General features: G+C 52.2%; 22 protein-coding genes. All 22 read left to right on the plus strand.

Features of this window, described 5'->3' with window-relative positions; genetic code table 11:
* Positions 1-194 (plus strand): lysozyme family protein (locus tag AC2LB6_RS19275; protein WP_490094734.1); only part of this gene is annotated, 194 nt, incomplete at its 5' end.
* The gene (locus AC2LB6_RS19280) at positions 191-535 is read left to right on the plus strand and encodes a DUF7940 domain-containing protein (RefSeq protein WP_490094735.1); all 345 of its coding nucleotides are present in this window, start codon (positions 191-193) and stop codon (positions 533-535) included. The genes AC2LB6_RS19275 and AC2LB6_RS19280, both read left to right, overlap by 4 nt.
* The gene (locus AC2LB6_RS19285) at positions 532-816 is read left to right on the plus strand and encodes a hypothetical protein (protein ID WP_490094736.1); all 285 of its coding nucleotides are present in this window, start codon (positions 532-534) and stop codon (positions 814-816) included. Before AC2LB6_RS19280 ends, AC2LB6_RS19285 begins: the two co-directional genes overlap by 4 nt.
* Before the next feature lie 159 nt (positions 817-975).
* Positions 976-1,251: an Acb2/Tad1 domain-containing protein gene (locus tag AC2LB6_RS19290; protein ID WP_490094737.1), complete on the plus strand. Its 276-nt coding sequence runs from the start codon at positions 976-978 to the stop codon at positions 1,249-1,251.
* 63 nt (positions 1,252-1,314) lie between these two features.
* Entirely contained in the window at positions 1,315-2,331 is a 1,017-nt protein-coding gene (locus AC2LB6_RS19295) for a hypothetical protein (protein ID WP_490094738.1), read from the plus strand.
* A gap of 12 nt (positions 2,332-2,343) precedes the next feature.
* Positions 2,344-3,003: a putative metallopeptidase gene (locus AC2LB6_RS19300; RefSeq protein WP_490094739.1), complete on the plus strand. Its 660-nt coding sequence runs from the start codon at positions 2,344-2,346 to the stop codon at positions 3,001-3,003.
* Between the two features lie 30 nt (positions 3,004-3,033).
* Positions 3,034-3,519 carry a DUF2280 domain-containing protein gene (locus AC2LB6_RS19305; RefSeq protein WP_490094740.1) on the plus strand — a complete coding sequence of 162 codons (486 nt, stop codon included), beginning with the start codon at positions 3,034-3,036 and terminating at the stop codon, positions 3,517-3,519.
* A 1-nt stretch (position 3,520) separates the two neighbouring features.
* On the plus strand, positions 3,521-5,197 hold the full coding sequence (terL, locus tag AC2LB6_RS19310; RefSeq protein WP_490094741.1) for a phage terminase large subunit: 1,677 nt from the start codon (positions 3,521-3,523) through the stop codon (positions 5,195-5,197).
* Complete coding sequence (locus AC2LB6_RS19315; protein ID WP_490094742.1) at positions 5,197-6,723, plus strand: DUF1073 domain-containing protein; 1,527 nt, start codon at positions 5,197-5,199, stop codon at positions 6,721-6,723. The genes terL and AC2LB6_RS19315 overlap by 1 nt, the downstream gene beginning before the upstream one ends.
* Positions 6,724-6,775: 52 nt before the next feature.
* Positions 6,776-7,462, plus strand: a complete 687-nt coding sequence (locus AC2LB6_RS19320; protein WP_490094795.1) for a phage head morphogenesis protein — start codon at positions 6,776-6,778, stop codon at positions 7,460-7,462.
* A 12-nt stretch (positions 7,463-7,474) separates the two neighbouring features.
* Positions 7,475-8,788 carry a DUF2213 domain-containing protein gene (locus tag AC2LB6_RS19325; protein WP_490094743.1) on the plus strand — a complete coding sequence of 438 codons (1,314 nt, stop codon included), beginning with the start codon at positions 7,475-7,477 and terminating at the stop codon, positions 8,786-8,788.
* A gap of 3 nt (positions 8,789-8,791) precedes the next feature.
* The gene (locus AC2LB6_RS19330; RefSeq protein WP_490094744.1) at positions 8,792-9,277 is read left to right on the plus strand and encodes a structural cement protein Gp24; all 486 of its coding nucleotides are present in this window, start codon (positions 8,792-8,794) and stop codon (positions 9,275-9,277) included.
* Positions 9,277-10,314: a DUF2184 domain-containing protein gene (locus AC2LB6_RS19335; protein WP_490094745.1), complete on the plus strand. Its 1,038-nt coding sequence runs from the start codon at positions 9,277-9,279 to the stop codon at positions 10,312-10,314. The genes AC2LB6_RS19330 and AC2LB6_RS19335 overlap by 1 nt, the downstream gene beginning before the upstream one ends.
* Before the next feature lie 3 nt (positions 10,315-10,317).
* The gene (locus AC2LB6_RS19340) at positions 10,318-10,659 is read left to right on the plus strand and encodes a hypothetical protein (protein WP_490094746.1); all 342 of its coding nucleotides are present in this window, start codon (positions 10,318-10,320) and stop codon (positions 10,657-10,659) included.
* A gap of 2 nt (positions 10,660-10,661) precedes the next feature.
* Positions 10,662-11,105: a DUF4054 domain-containing protein gene (locus AC2LB6_RS19345; RefSeq protein WP_490094747.1), complete on the plus strand. Its 444-nt coding sequence runs from the start codon at positions 10,662-10,664 to the stop codon at positions 11,103-11,105.
* A gap of 2 nt (positions 11,106-11,107) precedes the next feature.
* Positions 11,108-11,683 (plus strand): hypothetical protein, encoded by a 576-nt coding sequence (locus tag AC2LB6_RS19350; protein WP_313677139.1) that lies wholly within the window; start codon positions 11,108-11,110, stop codon positions 11,681-11,683.
* Positions 11,680-12,057: a hypothetical protein gene (locus tag AC2LB6_RS19355; protein WP_490094748.1), complete on the plus strand. Its 378-nt coding sequence runs from the start codon at positions 11,680-11,682 to the stop codon at positions 12,055-12,057. The genes AC2LB6_RS19350 and AC2LB6_RS19355 overlap by 4 nt, the downstream gene beginning before the upstream one ends.
* On the plus strand, positions 12,054-12,593 hold the full coding sequence (locus AC2LB6_RS19360; protein WP_490094749.1) for a phage neck terminator protein: 540 nt from the start codon (positions 12,054-12,056) through the stop codon (positions 12,591-12,593). The genes AC2LB6_RS19355 and AC2LB6_RS19360 overlap by 4 nt, the downstream gene beginning before the upstream one ends.
* Entirely contained in the window at positions 12,594-14,072 is a 1,479-nt protein-coding gene (locus AC2LB6_RS19365) for a DUF3383 domain-containing protein (RefSeq protein ID WP_490094750.1), read from the plus strand.
* Positions 14,073-14,084: 12 nt separating this feature from the next.
* Positions 14,085-14,531: a phage tail fiber protein gene (locus tag AC2LB6_RS19370; protein WP_307618056.1), complete on the plus strand. Its 447-nt coding sequence runs from the start codon at positions 14,085-14,087 to the stop codon at positions 14,529-14,531.
* A gap of 8 nt (positions 14,532-14,539) precedes the next feature.
* Positions 14,540-14,944, plus strand: a complete 405-nt coding sequence (locus AC2LB6_RS19375; protein WP_490094751.1) for a hypothetical protein — start codon at positions 14,540-14,542, stop codon at positions 14,942-14,944.
* 211 nt (positions 14,945-15,155) lie between these two features.
* Positions 15,156-15,647 (plus strand): HNH endonuclease, encoded by a 492-nt coding sequence (locus AC2LB6_RS19380; RefSeq protein ID WP_490094752.1) that lies wholly within the window; start codon positions 15,156-15,158, stop codon positions 15,645-15,647.
* Positions 15,648-15,650 lie beyond the last annotated feature (3 nt).

A 15,650-nucleotide genomic window follows, 5' to 3' on the forward strand; every position in this document is an offset into this window, starting at 1 on the left:
TGGCCTATCAGCTCGGTGTTGACGGACTGGCCCAATTCAGCAGGGCGCTTATCTTCATTTCAAACGGTGATTTCACCAGCGGCGCTAACGAAATGCTGAATAGTCTTTGGGCTAAGCAGACTCCCGGACGCGCCCGACGCCACGCTGAAGTAATGCGCAGCGGTTCATACGACATCTACAAGGGGAAGATATGAACTTCGCTATCTGGCTCCTGATTATCGCGAGCGTCGTGATTGCTGTGCTGCTAATCCGCAAGTACACCAGCCTGGAGTTTGTCTCTCATGCAAAACTACTCTTCAAGGCGTGGTCTGTATGGCTGGCGTCTCTTGGCTCCATGCTTAGCGCGTGGGTGCAATCCTTCCCGCAAAGCTCGATCGATGCATGGAATGTGCTGCCGCCTGATGTTAAGGCGCTTCTGCCTCAAAACTACCTCGGCCTGATTGGCGCATTCATGGTGGCGATGGGTGTAATTGCTCAGTTTGTCCGGCAGAAAAAGCTGAATGAGCAAAAACAACAGATGGACGCGCAACCATGAGCCTGATTGCTAACTGGTGGACAGAAATACTCGCCGGGCTGGCAATCATCGCCGCTTTCGTCAGTGCCTACTTCGGTGGCAAGAAAATTGGTTCAACTCAGACGCAGGCTAAAGCTGATGTGGCGGCCGCGCAGGTTGAATCGAAACAGGTCGCCGATGTGGCAAAGCAGCAGTCAGAGAACGCGGAGAAGGCGAATGAAGTCAGGCAAAGCAATGCTGCTCTTACTGATGACGATCAGCGCAACAAGCTGCGTAAGTCACAGTTCAACTCCGACGAATGAAGTGGCAAGCAAAACCGTTGATTCACTCTGCACACTCGACTCGCCAATCAGAACGCATGGCAAAGATGCTGATGTGATGGATATCCGCACGGTGAGGGCCATTAACGATCACAACGACCTATGGGTGAAGTTGTGTGGAAAACAGGAAGCTAAAAAATCATGAATGAAGCAAAACCGCAGGACGGTAGCACAGTGAAAGGTTATCGCACGCTTTCTTATGGCGATATCGGCAAAATGAACCAGTTCAAAGAGATGAGCGGTCAGTTCATTGCACTGCTTCAGCAGCATGGTGTGGATATGGCAGCTGACCCAAGCCTACATAATACGCCCGAGGGTTGGGAGGCACAGGAGTGGTTACGTGAAGCACATAAAGATATGCAGCGTGCCTGCATGGCGGCCTGTCGCGCAGTAGCTAGACCTGACCCGAATAGTTAGGGCATTACAGAAGCCATTTACTGAGTGGCTTTGATAATGCTTAACCAGCCTGTGGAGGATTCCATGGCACAGCGAGTAATGACTACTGGTGGCTATCCAGTAAAGCTGCCAGACGCCGATGAGATTGCGAGTGACATTACCGGCGACGTAATGAGCCGAAAGGTGAGCGTCAACCAACTTACCGGTATGAGTGATGCAGTGAGTGATGTTATCCACGCTAAATCACCAAAAGACATCCGCGACGCAGCCGGCATTCAGGAATCACAAATTGCCGTGAAGGGCGACACTGGGAAGTCCGCCTATGAGATAGCGGTACAGGACGGATTTAAAGGTAGCGAAACTGAGTGGCTTGCTTTGCTTAATGGCAGGGATGGTTCCGATGGCGTGGATGGAAAGAACGGCCGTGATGGAATCGACGGTAAAAACGGCTCAGATGGCCGAGATGCTGTAGACGGAAGAGATGGTAAAGACGGCATTGATGGTCAGGACGGAAGGTCTGCCTACCAGTTAGCACGCGACGCAGGTTATGGCGGTACCGAAACACAGTGGTTAGCCAGTCTCAATGGTGCTGACGGTAAAGATGGAATTAATGGCGTTGACGGAAAGAACGGTGTCGACGGCAAAAATGGATCGGCTGGCAAGGATGGCCTGAACGGCAGCAATGGCAAAGACGGATTGAATGGCAAATCTGCTTACGAGTTAGCTGTAGCCGGTGGATATGGTGGAACGCAAACTCAATGGCTGGCATCGCTGAATGGAACAAATGGCAAAGATGGCACGAACGGTAAGGATGGCATCAATGCCGCTCCCACTCTGTTTGAAATGGTTGAGGCAAAAGTCGTCACTGCCGGCACAAAGGTAGCCATCAAGTTCACCAAGGTATTCACAGTGCCACCGATAGTCCAGCCATCCCCCATATGGAATGGAACGCAGATGATTATTGGACAGGCATCAGAGATAACCGCCACTGGATGCAACGTAACAGTAATGCAGTCGAGGGGAACCTTACTGCTGACAACTGGCCCATTCGAGAATGCCGCATCCAATGCAGCATTCCGCATGTTCGTGATTGGAAATTAATAGAGAAATAACATGGCAAAGCTCACCGACAAACAAGAGCTGTTTGCTGGTGAATCAGCTAAGCGGCCCCTACCCAGACAAGACTTTCTTTCAGCATTCCATGCACACATCAGTCTTGCGCCTGCTAATGAATTATCTGATTGGGTAAATGAAAACATCCTCAGCGAAGATGGATTCTTACACAATCCAGACCATAGCCATCTCTTAGAAGCTGACATCCGCTTCATGTGGGCATCAAGTGCTTTCACAAAGCAGGGTAGGACCGTATTAGGGCAAGCTGAAGAAGTCGCTATGCGGGCAGGTGGCTGGCAGAAGGCAAGAATGCAGCAACAGATGCATGACTGGTTCGGAGATGTCCCCCGATTCATCATCACTCTTGCAGGGGATTACTGCTCTGAGTGTAGTGACCTCGACTTCTGCGCGCTGGTTGAACATGAGCTTTATCACATCGCTCAGGCACAGGATGAATTCGGTGCACCTAAGTTCAACAAAGAGGGCCAGCCAGTTTTGACCATGCGCGGACATGACGTTGAAGAGTTTGTTGGTGTCGTACGTAGATATGGTGCCAGTGCTGATGTCCAGCGGTTAGTGGAAGTAGCGAATAATCGCGCTGAGGTTGCACATCTAGATGTGGCAAGAGCATGCGGCACATGCCTTATGAAGCTTGCTTAAAATTAGACTGAATGAGACGAGTGGTGATTCATGGCAGCACTTAAACCTGACGTGAAAGCGTTCATCGTTCAGGCTCTCGCCTGCTTTGACACTCCGTCTCAGGTTGTAGAGTCTGTCCAAAAAGAATTTTCTCTAAAGATTAGTCGCCAGCAGGTGGAGTCTCACGACCCAACCAAGGCCAGCGGCAAAACATTAGCCCCCAAATGGGTTGAGTTGTTTGAGGAAGTTAGAGAAAGGTTTCAGAAAGAAGTTTCTGACATCCCGATCGCTAACAAGGCTTATCGGCTTCGAATGTTAGATCGCATGGCAACCCGAACTGAAGGAATGAAAAACTTTGCTCTGACAGCGCAGTTAATTGAGCAGGCGGCTAAAGAGTGTGGCGACGCTTACACCAATAAACACAAGTTTGAGCATACAGGCCCCAATGGAGGGGCGCTGGCGGTGGTGAATTACACCCCGGCAGATTACGCAGCAGCACAATCGCAGCTGGAGGAGAAACTAGACGGGCTGGACTGATATGGCAAAAGTTATCGAATGGGATGATATGTCATTCCCTGAGCGCGTTGCTGTTAAGACCAAATCGACTAAATCGTTTCTTAACTTCACCCGACTATGGTTCGAAATGGTACAGGGTGACCGGTTGCTGGTTAACTGGCATCACCGACTGATGGCATCGAAGATTGATGACCTGATCGCTGGTCGCTTGCGGCCGCGAAACCTGATCATCAACATCCCGCCAGGCGGCACAAAGACAGAGTTCTTCTCCATCCACTTTCCGGCCTACGTTAACGCACTGGTTCAGGAAGGTAGGCTTAAACGCTTCCGAAACCTGAACATCTCATTTGCTGACACGCTGGTTAAGCGTAACTCACGCCGCACCCGAGACATCATCGCCAGCAAAGAGTACCAGGAACTGTGGCCGTGTGGCTTCGGTGTCAATCAGGCAGAAGAGTGGGAAATCATCGATACACGTGGTCGCTCAACCGGCCAGACGGTATCCCGCTCCAGTAACGGACAGATTACCGGCGGTCGTGGTGGTTACTACGGCCCTGACTTCTCCGGCATGGTTATGCTTGATGACTATAACAAGCCAGTGGATATGCTCAGCGAATCGCGCCGTAACAGCGCTAACACGCTTCTGGTTAACACCATACGCTCACGTCGTGGTGACAAGTCGAAAGACCACCCAACGCCATTTGTGAGCATCCAGCAGCGCCTCCATACAGATGATGCAACAGGCTTCATGCTTTCTGGTGGGATGGGCGTTAACTTCCATCATGTAGCCATCCCGGCAATGATTGATGAGAAGTACATTCAGTCGCTTGCTGAGCCTTGGCGGTCACTGTGCTGGGAGACAGTGAAAGACACCGATTATGTCGAAGTGTCCGGCACCCGGTACTGGTCATACTGGCCTCAGATGGAAGACGTGAACGATCTCCTGCAGCTCTGGGAGAAAGACCGCTATACCTTCCTGTCTCAGTATCAGCAGAACCCGATGGCGCTCACTGGTGGCATCATTGATACCGACTGGTTCAACACCTACACCACTCTGCCAAAACTTCAGTACCGCGCTGTGTACGTCGATACGAACAGCGGCAAGGTAGAGGACTGGCTCGATTACACCGTGTTCACGCTGGTTGGCATGGGTGTTGATGGCAATCTCTACATCATCGACGTTGTACGTGGTCGCTGGGACCCTGAAGACCTGCTGAAGAAGGCTGAAGAGCTTTGGGTTAAATGGAGTGCCGCTGGTTCATTGCGAACAATGCCGATGCGTTATGCGGCCATTGAAGAGAAGCAGGCCGGTCAGGGGTTAATCACGACCCTGAAGAAACGTAGTGCCACTCCCGGTCAGTTGAGCATCCCGGTTAAAGAAATCCCTCGTGGTGCAGGACAGAACAAGCTGGTCAGGTGCCTGAACGTTATCCCTCAGATTAAAACTGGCAAGGTCTATGTGCCTGCTACGCACAATCACGACGGCGCGGCGATCATGCATGTCTATTACGAAGACGGCACAGTTGCTGGCACAACATCTTGGGTGCTTACCGCCATGACCGAATGCGCGGCGTTCTCTGCCGATGACAGCCACGACAATGACGACATCATCGATACATGGATGGATGCCATTGACGACAACCTGATTTCAGGTCGCGCACCTATGGCTATCGACCCGAATCAACTCAGGAGAATTTGATGTGGTGGTTTAAGAAAAAAGAAATCGCCGCGCCTGAGCCGGTGAAAGAGCCTGAAAAGGCTCAGATGAAGATTAGCCCCGAAGCTGTTGTCTCTGTCCAGCCGAAAGCACCGCGTGAATTCCAGCGCTATGAGCCACCTAAAGGCGTTATCCCGGCGTCGATGGAGAGAGCCATCCTTGCGATGGACTCCACCGATTACGGCGCGCTGAATGATGCGTACAGCATGGGCTATGGCACGCTGGATTCATTCCCCGGATATCCCTATCTGGCGGCGATGGCGCAGAAGCCTGAATACCGCAAGATGGTGGGCACGATTGCCGAAGAAATGACGCGCAAGTGGATAAAGCTACGCACGGTTGGTGAGGACGACAAGTCAGATCGCGTTAAGGCCATCACCGATGCTCTCGAGCGATTCCATGTGCGGGAGAAATTCCGCGAGGCTGCAGAGCACGACGGCTATTTCGGTGGCGGGCAGATTTATATCGACGTACTGTCACCAAAAAACGTATCAGCCTGGACGGATGAGAATGAGCTGAAGCAGAAGCTTTTCATCAGCGACAAGAAAATCCCCAAAGGCAGCCTGAAGGGCCTGCAGGTGATTGAGCCTGTATGGACATACCCCGGCGTCTATAACGCGCAGAATCCGCTAAGCCCTGACTTCTACAAGCCGACTGAATGGTTTGTGATGGGTAAGACGGTGCACGCCAGTCGCATGATCGACTTCGTGTCGCGTCAGGTGCCAGACCTGCTGAAAGCCTCGTATAACTTTCGCGGGCTGTCACTGGTGCAGATGGCTGAGCCATACGTGAACAACTGGCTCCGCACGCGAGACAGCGTTAGTGACATGATCCATTCGTTCAGTATCCCGGTGCTCGGTACTGACATGAGTCAGGTGCTGATGGGTAATGGCGCAGACGTGGTGCTTGCCCGAATGGAACTGTTCAACCGCTGCCGTGATAACCGTGGCGTGTTCGCAAAGAATAACGCTACAGATGGCGAGGAAACGGTTGAGTTCGTCAATGCGCCGCTGTCAGGCCTCGACACCCTGCAGGCTCAATCGCAGGAGCACATGGCGGCAGTATCCGGCATCCCGCTCGTTAAGTTGCTGGGTATTACCCCAAACGGCCTGAACGCTTCATCAGACGGCGAGATTCGCGTTTTCTACGACTACATCCACTCACTGCAACAGGCAATGTTCAAAGAGCCTCTTAAGCGCGTTCTGGACGTTATTCAGCTATCAGAGTTTGGCGACATCGACCCGGAGATTTATTTCGAGTTCGAACCGCTTTACGAGATGAGCGCGAAAGAGCGGGCAGATATCCGACTGGTGGATGCGCAGACTGATGCGGTGTACGTCACTCAGGTTCAGGCGCTCTCAGCCAATGAGGTACGCGAGAAGATTGCTGATGACCCCGATAGCCCATATCACTCACTGGACTTAAGCGATGACCTCGAAATCGAAGAAGACGACCTCGATGACGACGAGGAAGGCGACGGTAAAGACGATCCGCCCGACAAGACCTAACGCCGGTGTCGAAGTCTGGTATCGCCGCAAGCTGGATTCACTCATTACCGAAATGAACGACTCGGTTGTGTACTGGCTGAAAGCGAATTACCGGGCATCCGGCGCGATGGCAATGGATGCATCCCCGGCTGTGTTCATGCGTGACGCGATGAAGAAGCTAGCTAAGCAGTGGCAGAAGCGATTCGACGATGTGGCCGCAAAGCTGGCTGACCGATTCGCAGGTCAGGCGCAGAAGAACTCCGACGTATCGCTCTATAACGCGCTGGAGACGGCAGGATTCACAGTGCCGTTCAAGATGACGCCAGCGATGAATAACGCATTGCAGGCAACCATCACGGAAAACGTGAACCTGATTACCAGTATTCCTGAGCAGTATCTGACGCAGGTTCAGACGCTGGTGATGCAGTCCGTTAGCCGGGGTCGTGACCTTTCGACGCTGACCGATGAGCTGCAAAAGAGATATGGTATCACCCGCCGCCGCGCAGCACTCATCGCACGAGACCAGAACAACAAAGCCACCGCAGTTATGCAGACAGCCAGACAGCAGTCTCTCGGTATCACTGAGGGCATCTGGCGACACTCTCACGCAGGCAAAGAGCCGCGGCAATCACATGTGAAAGCTGACGGTGAGAAGTTCGACCTGTCGAAGGGGCTTTATCTGGATGGCAAGTGGACTCTTCCGGGTGAAGAGATTAACTGCCGCTGCACATGGTCGCCGATCATCCCCGGACTTAATTAAACGGAAACACACATGACTATCGAACGGTTGGCGTTTGACCGCGCATCCGTGCGCTCATTCGATGGTAACGGCAGGCTTCAGATTAAAAGTAGTCATATCAGCAAGGCGAATGTCTGCCCCTATTACGGGCGTGAGATTCCGAATGCTGAGGCGTTGGGATTAGACCCCGACAAGATTTACCGGCTCTGGCGCCACCCTGACGAACTGAAGAAAGCCGCACCAACATTCAACAACATCCCTGTTCTCTGCATCCATACCCCTGACTTCCCCGGCGACCCGCCTCGCGAATACCGCGTAGGCACCACGCATTCTGGCAGCGAGTTTTTATTCCCCTATTTAGATAACGGCCTGTCCGTCTGGGATAACTCAGCCATCGCGGGTATTGAGACTGAAGAGCAGAAAGAACTGTCATCGTCGTATCAGTACGTCGCTGACATGAGTCCCGGCGAGACACCAGACGGCGAAGCATTTGACGGCGTCATGCGTGACATCGTCGGGAACCACGTTGCACTGGTCGAAACCGGCCGCGCAGGTAGCGACGTACTGGTCGCTGATTCACTCCCACTGGAGCTTAAATACATGAAGTTAGACCGCAAAGGCGTTGCCGCACGTGCCGCGCTGGGAGCGTTTCTGAAGCCGCGCCTGGCTCAGGATGCTGCACCCAAAGACCTCACCGCCATCCTGAATGCGAACAAATCACCAAAGACGATCGCACAGGCCATTATCGCTAAATACAAAACCAAACTGGCCGCCGACATGGAGCTGGAGCCTGAAGAACTGGTTGAAATCATCGAAGCGTCTGCTGACGGCATTGAGTCTGAAGAAGAGCCGAAAGTGGCTGGCGATGACGACAACGAGTCGATCATCTCTCTGCTGCGTGAAGCTGGCGTGTCCGAAGAAGTGATTGCCAAAATCGCTGCCGCTCTGTCACCTGCCATCGCTGCTGATGAAGAAAAAGACAGCGACAAGAAAGACGAAAAAGACAAGGTGTCCAAGACCGCTATGGACTCCGCTATTCGTCTGGCTGCTGACAGTGCCACTAAGACCGCCGCTGAGAACTTCCGCCGCGTGCGTGAAGCAGAGCAGGCCGTGCGACCGCTGATTGGCGACGTAGTGGCTATGGACTCCGCCGAGGACGTATACCGCACCGCGCTTGAGCAGGCTGAGGTGGATATCACTGGCGTGCATCCATCTGCATTCCCTTCACTGGTGCGCATGGCAATCCAGCAGAAAGAAAATTCACGTCCTGTTATCGCTCAGGACTCCGCATCAATCAGTGAGTTTGAGAAGGCCTTCCCAACCGCTGGCAAACTGAAAAGAGGCTAAGAAATGGCTAACCAATTTCAGAAAAGAATTAATCAGTACCCAGCACCCGGTGTTGAAGGTGGCTTTGCAAGTACTAACCCTGATGCCACTTATGTAGCAGGTGAGGCAGCACTGGTTGCCGGACCCAATGGCGTGACTATTGGCCGCTTTGCATGGGACGTTAATGGGGTTGCAGTAAACGCTGGCACTGGCGCACCTTCTGGCTTCGTTCACCGTGACGGTCAGGCTGTCATCACAACATGGCTTGGCGAGGCGTCAAATGTCATTCAGTCAGGCCGAGAAGTAACGCTTAAGACGGCTGGCGATTATTGGGCTCGGACATCTACAGCCGCAACACGCGGACAGAAAATCTTTGCCTCACTTACTACCGGTCAGGTTCAGACCGGCGCAGCTGGCGCCACTATCGCAGGTTACGCTGAAACCAACTTCAAAGTTGGCAATACCTGCGATGCCAATGAACTTGTCAAAATGACCACCTGGAGCAACTAATGAACGAATTTCAGAAGCACTACGCCGCCGCAAGCGGTAAGTACGGCATTGTGCTGCCGGGTGCAAAAGAGTACCTGAAGCCAGAGTTCGCGGACAACTATGCGCTGGCGATGGATGCGCAGCCTCAAATGGTAACAACCGGTAGCTCTGGTGTGCCGGCTTACTTCACCAACTACGTGGACCCGGAGCTGATTCGCGTTCTCGTCACCCCGATGAAAGCAGCGCAAATCATTGGCGAAACAAAAAAAGGGGACTGGACCACGCTTACTGCTCAGTTTCCGATCGTAGAGGCAACTGGTGAAACCAGCTCATACGGTGACTACAACCAAAACGGCATGACCGGCGCAAACGTAAACTGGGTGTCGCGTCAGTCCTACCACTACCAGACCCACACCCGCTGGGGTGAGCGTGAGCTGGATATGTATGGCACAGCACGCATCGGATACGCAGCTGAACTTAACGTTGCTTCAGCGCTGATTCTGAATAAGTTCCAGAACAAATCCTACTTCTACGGCATTTCCGGTCTGCAGAACTTTGGTCTGCTCAACGATCCTTCCCTATCAGCACCAATTACTCCATCTGCAAGCGGAACTGGTGGTGCTGTAACGTGGGGATCGAAGACGGGCGATCTGGTTTATGACGACGTCGCCTCGCGACTGTGGAATCAGTTGGTTCTGCAAACTGATGGCCTGATTGAGCGCACAGACCCAATGAAACTGGCTATGTCGCCAACTGCTGAAGTGAACCTGACCAAGACCAACATGTACGGCATTAACGTGATGGACCTGATCAAGAAAAACTTCCCTAACCTCACCATTGAAACCGCAGTTGAATACTCAACTCCAGCCGGTGAGATGGTTCAGCTGATTGCAGATCGCCTGGGTGAGCAGGACACCGCTTACGCTGCCTTCACGGAGAAGATGCGCGCGCATGCCGTTGTGACTGAAGAATCATCCTGGAAACAGAAAAAATCTGGTGGCACCTGGGGTGCAATCATTCGTCAACCGCTGGCAATCGCCACAATGCTGGGAGTTTAAGAAATGGCTGAAGTCGTAACAGTAGGTTGCAAGCTCCCTAACGGGCTGGTCGTTGAAATTGAAGGCTACACGGTAACTTTAAATGGTGCCAATTCATCCAATGTCATTGGTGGTTATGGCCTGACTGAGGGTGTTGATAAGGCCGCTTTTGATAAGTGGATGAAAGCTCACGCCAACCAGCCGTACGTTAAAAACGAGCTGGTATTCGCCCAAGCCAAAACCAATAGCGCGCAGGATAAGGCACAAGAAAATGCCTCCGTGAAAACGGGCCTCGAAGGCCTGCCGCAGGACAAACCAGCGCCTGGCATCGAAGTTGATAAAGAAGCGATGAAGCAAAGGGGCTAATCATGGCAGTCGTTGTCTTTGATCTCGCCGCGTTCCGAGCGCGCTACCCGGAGTTTGACACCGTAAGTGACTCGTTGCTGAATGCGTATTTCATTGAGGCAACGGTCTACCTGAATAACACCGATACAAGCCCGGTCACTGATGTGAATCAGCGGGCTGTATTCCTGAACATGCTGGTTGCTCACCTCGCAGCGATGAATAGCGGTGTGGGCGGTCAGGCATCAATTGGGTTGGTTGGGCGGGTAACGAGCGCGTCGGAAGGTTCGGTGTCTGTGTCGGTAGATGCCGGGCCGTCGAGTTCAGCATCATGGTGGTATCTGCAAACACCATATGGTGCGGCTTACTGGCAGGCCACGCTGCCATTCCGGACGATTCGTTACCTGCCCGGTGGGTCACCATCGATGTATCCCTATCACTACAACCGCAGAGGTGCATACCGGAGGTAGGCATGTCAGATCTAACTGGCGGAGAGAAGCTGCAAAAATACCTTGAAGAACTTGAGAGCAACCTCAGCTCCGGGACTGGCCTCAAGGTAGGGTTTCTTGAGGGGGCAACCTATCCTGATGGAACGTCTGTTCCAATGGTAGCGGCAGTGCAAGAGTTCGGCGGGTCAATCGATATTCCAGCCAGGACGCAGACTATCTACCGCCGATTTAATGAGCGAACTGGCAATATTGATGACTACCGCTTTGTGAAAGCAGCCAAAGCTAATCTTGCTCAGACAGTGCAGGTTCCAGCTCATACCATAACAATCCCATCACGACCTTTTTTCCGTCAAATGCTGGCCGAGAAAAGTCCCTCCTGGGGTGCGGATATGGCTGAAATCATGAAGTCCAGCGACTATGACGCCAAGAAAACACTCTCTCTAATGGGGGAACGGATTGCCGGTCAGTTGAAGGAGTCAATTACCAACATGGATGAGCCGCCGAACGCCTACTCGACAGCGAGAAAGAAAGGCTTCAACAATCCTCTGATTGACACAGGCCATATGCAGTCAAGTGTGGATTATGAGGTGGAAGAATGAACCTGCATGGCATTGTGCGCCGCGCCATTAACACGGTTAACCCTGATGTGAAGTGCACGATTTATATCAGCACTGGCACAACCACAACGGCAGCCGGTAAGCGTGTTCCATCCTACGCTGACCCGGTTGATGTGATGGGACAGGTTCAGCCGATTACCTCTGATGACCTTAAGCACCTCGACAACCTCAACCTGCAGGGCTACATGAAGTCAATTCATCTGAACGGCAGCTTTGAGGGGGTGAATAGGCTCAAGCAGAAAGGCGGCGACCGGGTTGTTATTGATAGCACTGGAGAGGAATGGCTGACAGTGCAGGTGCTTGAGCAGTGGCCTGACTGGTGCCGGATAGCCGTCAGATTGCAGGTGCCTTCATGAGCGCGACCATAAGCATTACACAGGATGACCTGACAGCCGCCTTGCGCGGTTTTTTATTGTCTCTCGTTGACGCTGAGGTGTTCCTCTCACAGGAAAACAATTCGCCAATGCCGATCGGCGATTTCGTCACCATGACGCCGATGTTTATCACCGGGCTATCAACCAACCGTGTTGCCTATAACGACCCCGGCATTGGGCAGGGAAGTGAGCAGACACAACGCAGTAACCAGTGGCGATGCCAGCTTGATTTCTACGGCAACTCAGCGCAGGAGATGGCGGCCATTGTCGGCACCATGATCCGCTCTGAATATTCCACAAACTGGTTTCGCCAGAACAACATGCCGGTTACTCCCCTATATGCGGGAGAGCCGCACCAGACAACGATGATTAACGCCGAACAGCAGTATGAAAACCGCTGGACGCTCGACTTCATCGCGCAATTTAACGCAGTCGTTACGACACCTCTGTATTTCTTCGACGAAATTAACGTCACAGCGATTGCAGCAGACCTGAAATACCCACCGGAGAATGCTTAAATGCCAATCCCTTTAAGTAAAGATATTTCCATCATCCCCGGCGTGCTTTCTGCCGGTGGTACAGCCCTGTACCTGAACGGGTTGGCTCTTACTGATAGCGAGTATGCACCTGTTGGTGCTGTTACTGCATTTACCAGCCCGGATGATGTGCGTAGCTACTTTGGCTCTACATCTGAAGAGTATGCCTTCGCCAGCATTTACTTCAGTGGCTATGTGAACTCTACCAAAAAGCCTGGTGCGCTGCTTCTGGCCCGATATAACACCGAAACCGTATCAGCGTTCCTCCGCTCTGGCTCGATGGCGAAAGTAACCATCGATCAGCTTAAGCTGATGAGTGGCATTCTGACGCTGACAGTAGATGGTACGGTAAAGACCTCCACCAACATCGACCTCAGCGGCGCGAATAGCTTTGCGGCAGCTGCAGACCTGATTGAGTCAGCGATCGGTAATTCAGTAGTGGTTACTTTCGATACCACACAGAAAGCTTTCATCATCACATCTGCAACCACTGGCGAAGGCAGCACTATTACCTATGCTACTGGCTCTATTTCGAGCGCTCTGAAATTTACATCAGCTACGGGCGCAGTGCTGTCACAGGGCGCTGATCCTGCGATCGCTGCAGATGCATTCGCAGCCATCAAAGCTAAGTCCCAGAATTGGGCGCTTTTCACGACTATTTTTGCAGCCGATGAAGAAACGCACCTTAACCTATCTGCATGGACTAGCGCTCAGAACTCCCGGTATGGCTATGTCCCCCATGACAATTCAGTAACTGCAACAGTCAGCGGAAGCACAGACTGCCTGGCATACAAAATCATCACTGCCAATAACTATGCCAGCGTGATTCCTGTGTATGGCGATCACCTCGATGCGGCAGCAGTGCTTGGCTATTCGGCTTCATTGGATTTTGATCGGCTGGAAGGCCGTGTAACTCTGAAATACCGTGAGACCGATGGGCTGACTGCGAAGGTTGAGGATTCAACAACGTACGATGCGCTTATTGCCAATGGCTACAACTTCTATGGCGATTACGGCGAGAACAACATCTCAGAAAATTACTGGGCTGACGGCACCGTATCCGGCTCTTTCAAGTGGGTAGATAGCTTCTGCTTCGAAATCTGGCTGAATGCTGCCTTGTTAGGCGCTGCTATCCAGACAATGAAATCGAATCGCTCATTCCCGTATAACGCGCGCGGCAAAGCAATCATTGAAGCGGGCTTTGCTGACACATTTTCTCAGGGTGTGGCGTTTGGAGGCATTCGCTCTGGTGTAACGCTGTCCTCTTCCCAGATTTCAGAAATCAACAACGCTGTCGGTGCGGATATCTCTTCATCCCTGAATGCCAAAGGCTACTACCTCAATATCGGCGACGCTACACCGGCCGTGAGGGCGGAGCGTGGCTCGCCACCTATGCAGCTCTGGTATTGCGACGGCGGAAGCGTGCAGAAAATTTCATTACCTTCGACGATGGTCCAGTAAGGAGCCGAACAAATGGCCGGAAATAACACGATCACCAGTGCTGACGCTATTTTTTCGCTCACTGTGACAAATCTGTATCCAACAGCGCAGGTGCTGGAAGGTTACGCCGCCGACGCCATGTTTGCTTTCGGTGACACCGAGATGGCAAACACCGTCCGTGGTGCTGACGGGAAGCTGTCTGCTGGCTTCGTCTTTGGCGAATACCTTCAGACGATTACCGTCATGCCTGATAGCCCGAGCTGGCAAATCTTCGAGACGTGGATGCTCACATCTCTTACTGCTAAGGCTGTTTTCCGCTGTAACGCCACAGTAATCCTTCCTTCAACCGGACGGAAATACACCTTAACAAATGGTGTTCTGCAGCGAACTAAAGCTATGCCGGATGCTCAGCGCGTACTTGCTGCTGGCACCTTCCAGATCAGTTGGGAATCTGTAACACCTGAAGCTTATAACCCTTAAGGCATAACATGGCACGCAAAGAACTCTATTACACAGAAACAGCCGGGCGCGATGCTGGCAAGGTTTTCTACATCCGTGAAATGTCAGCAGCACAAGCAGAATGGTGGGCTATTCGCGCGGGCATGGCGATGGCTCGCAGCGGTGTTGATTTACCGGAAAACTTCGCTGATATGGGAATTGCAGCGATGGCTGGCACCGGTCTGAAAATGGTCTCGCAGATTCCCCCAGCAGAAGCTAAACCACTGCTCGACGAGTTAATGGAATGCGTTCAGTGCGTGCCTGACCCTTCTAATCAGAATATCAAAAGGACCATTCAAACCGCCGATGATATTGAAGAGATTGCCACCCGACTGAAGCTCAGGGCGGAGGTGTTCAAGTTGCACGTGGATTTTTTTCAGGCCGCCGCCCGCTAGACATCCCACCAATGATGCATGAGCAGGTCCACGGGCTTGCCGAATACGTCAACGTCCCCAAGACCATAGCTACCGTCCTCTCATCGGGTAAGTGCTCTCTCACTGAGCTGAGCACGACGCTTGGCGTTGAGGATTTATGGTGGTGGCTGGAAATCATTACGGTCGACAACTACAACCGGATGGTCGTCAACAAATCGCAGGAGTCTAACTGATGGTCGATTTAGTGAAAATTAAAGAGTTTATTTCATACGATCCAGTCTCTGGCGAATTTACCTGGAAGCAAAACAAAGGGAGAGCGAAAGCGGGAGGCGTAGTTGGGTGGCTATCTGCTGAAGGATATCGGAAAACCAAATTATTTGGTGTGACCCATACACTTCATCGCCTCGGATGGATGATGGTAAACGGACACCTTGCAGATGATATCGACATCGATCACATAAACTGCAACCGCTCAGATAACCGGCTTAGCAACTTAAGATTGGCGACAAGAGCTCAGAACCTCAGAAATGAAGGATTGAGGAAAACCAACAAGACAGGCGTTAAAGGTGTTAATTGGCACAAAAAGCATGGGAAATATCAGGTTCAGGTGATGTTTAACCGAAAGAAATTCCATGGCGGTTATTTCAATAGTCTGTCGGATGCTGAGATTGCCTCCACCTTATTGAGAGATCGCCTGCATGGAGAGTTTTGCAGGCATAAATAAAGG

Source organism: Pantoea sp. RCC30.1 (assembly GCF_058148845.1).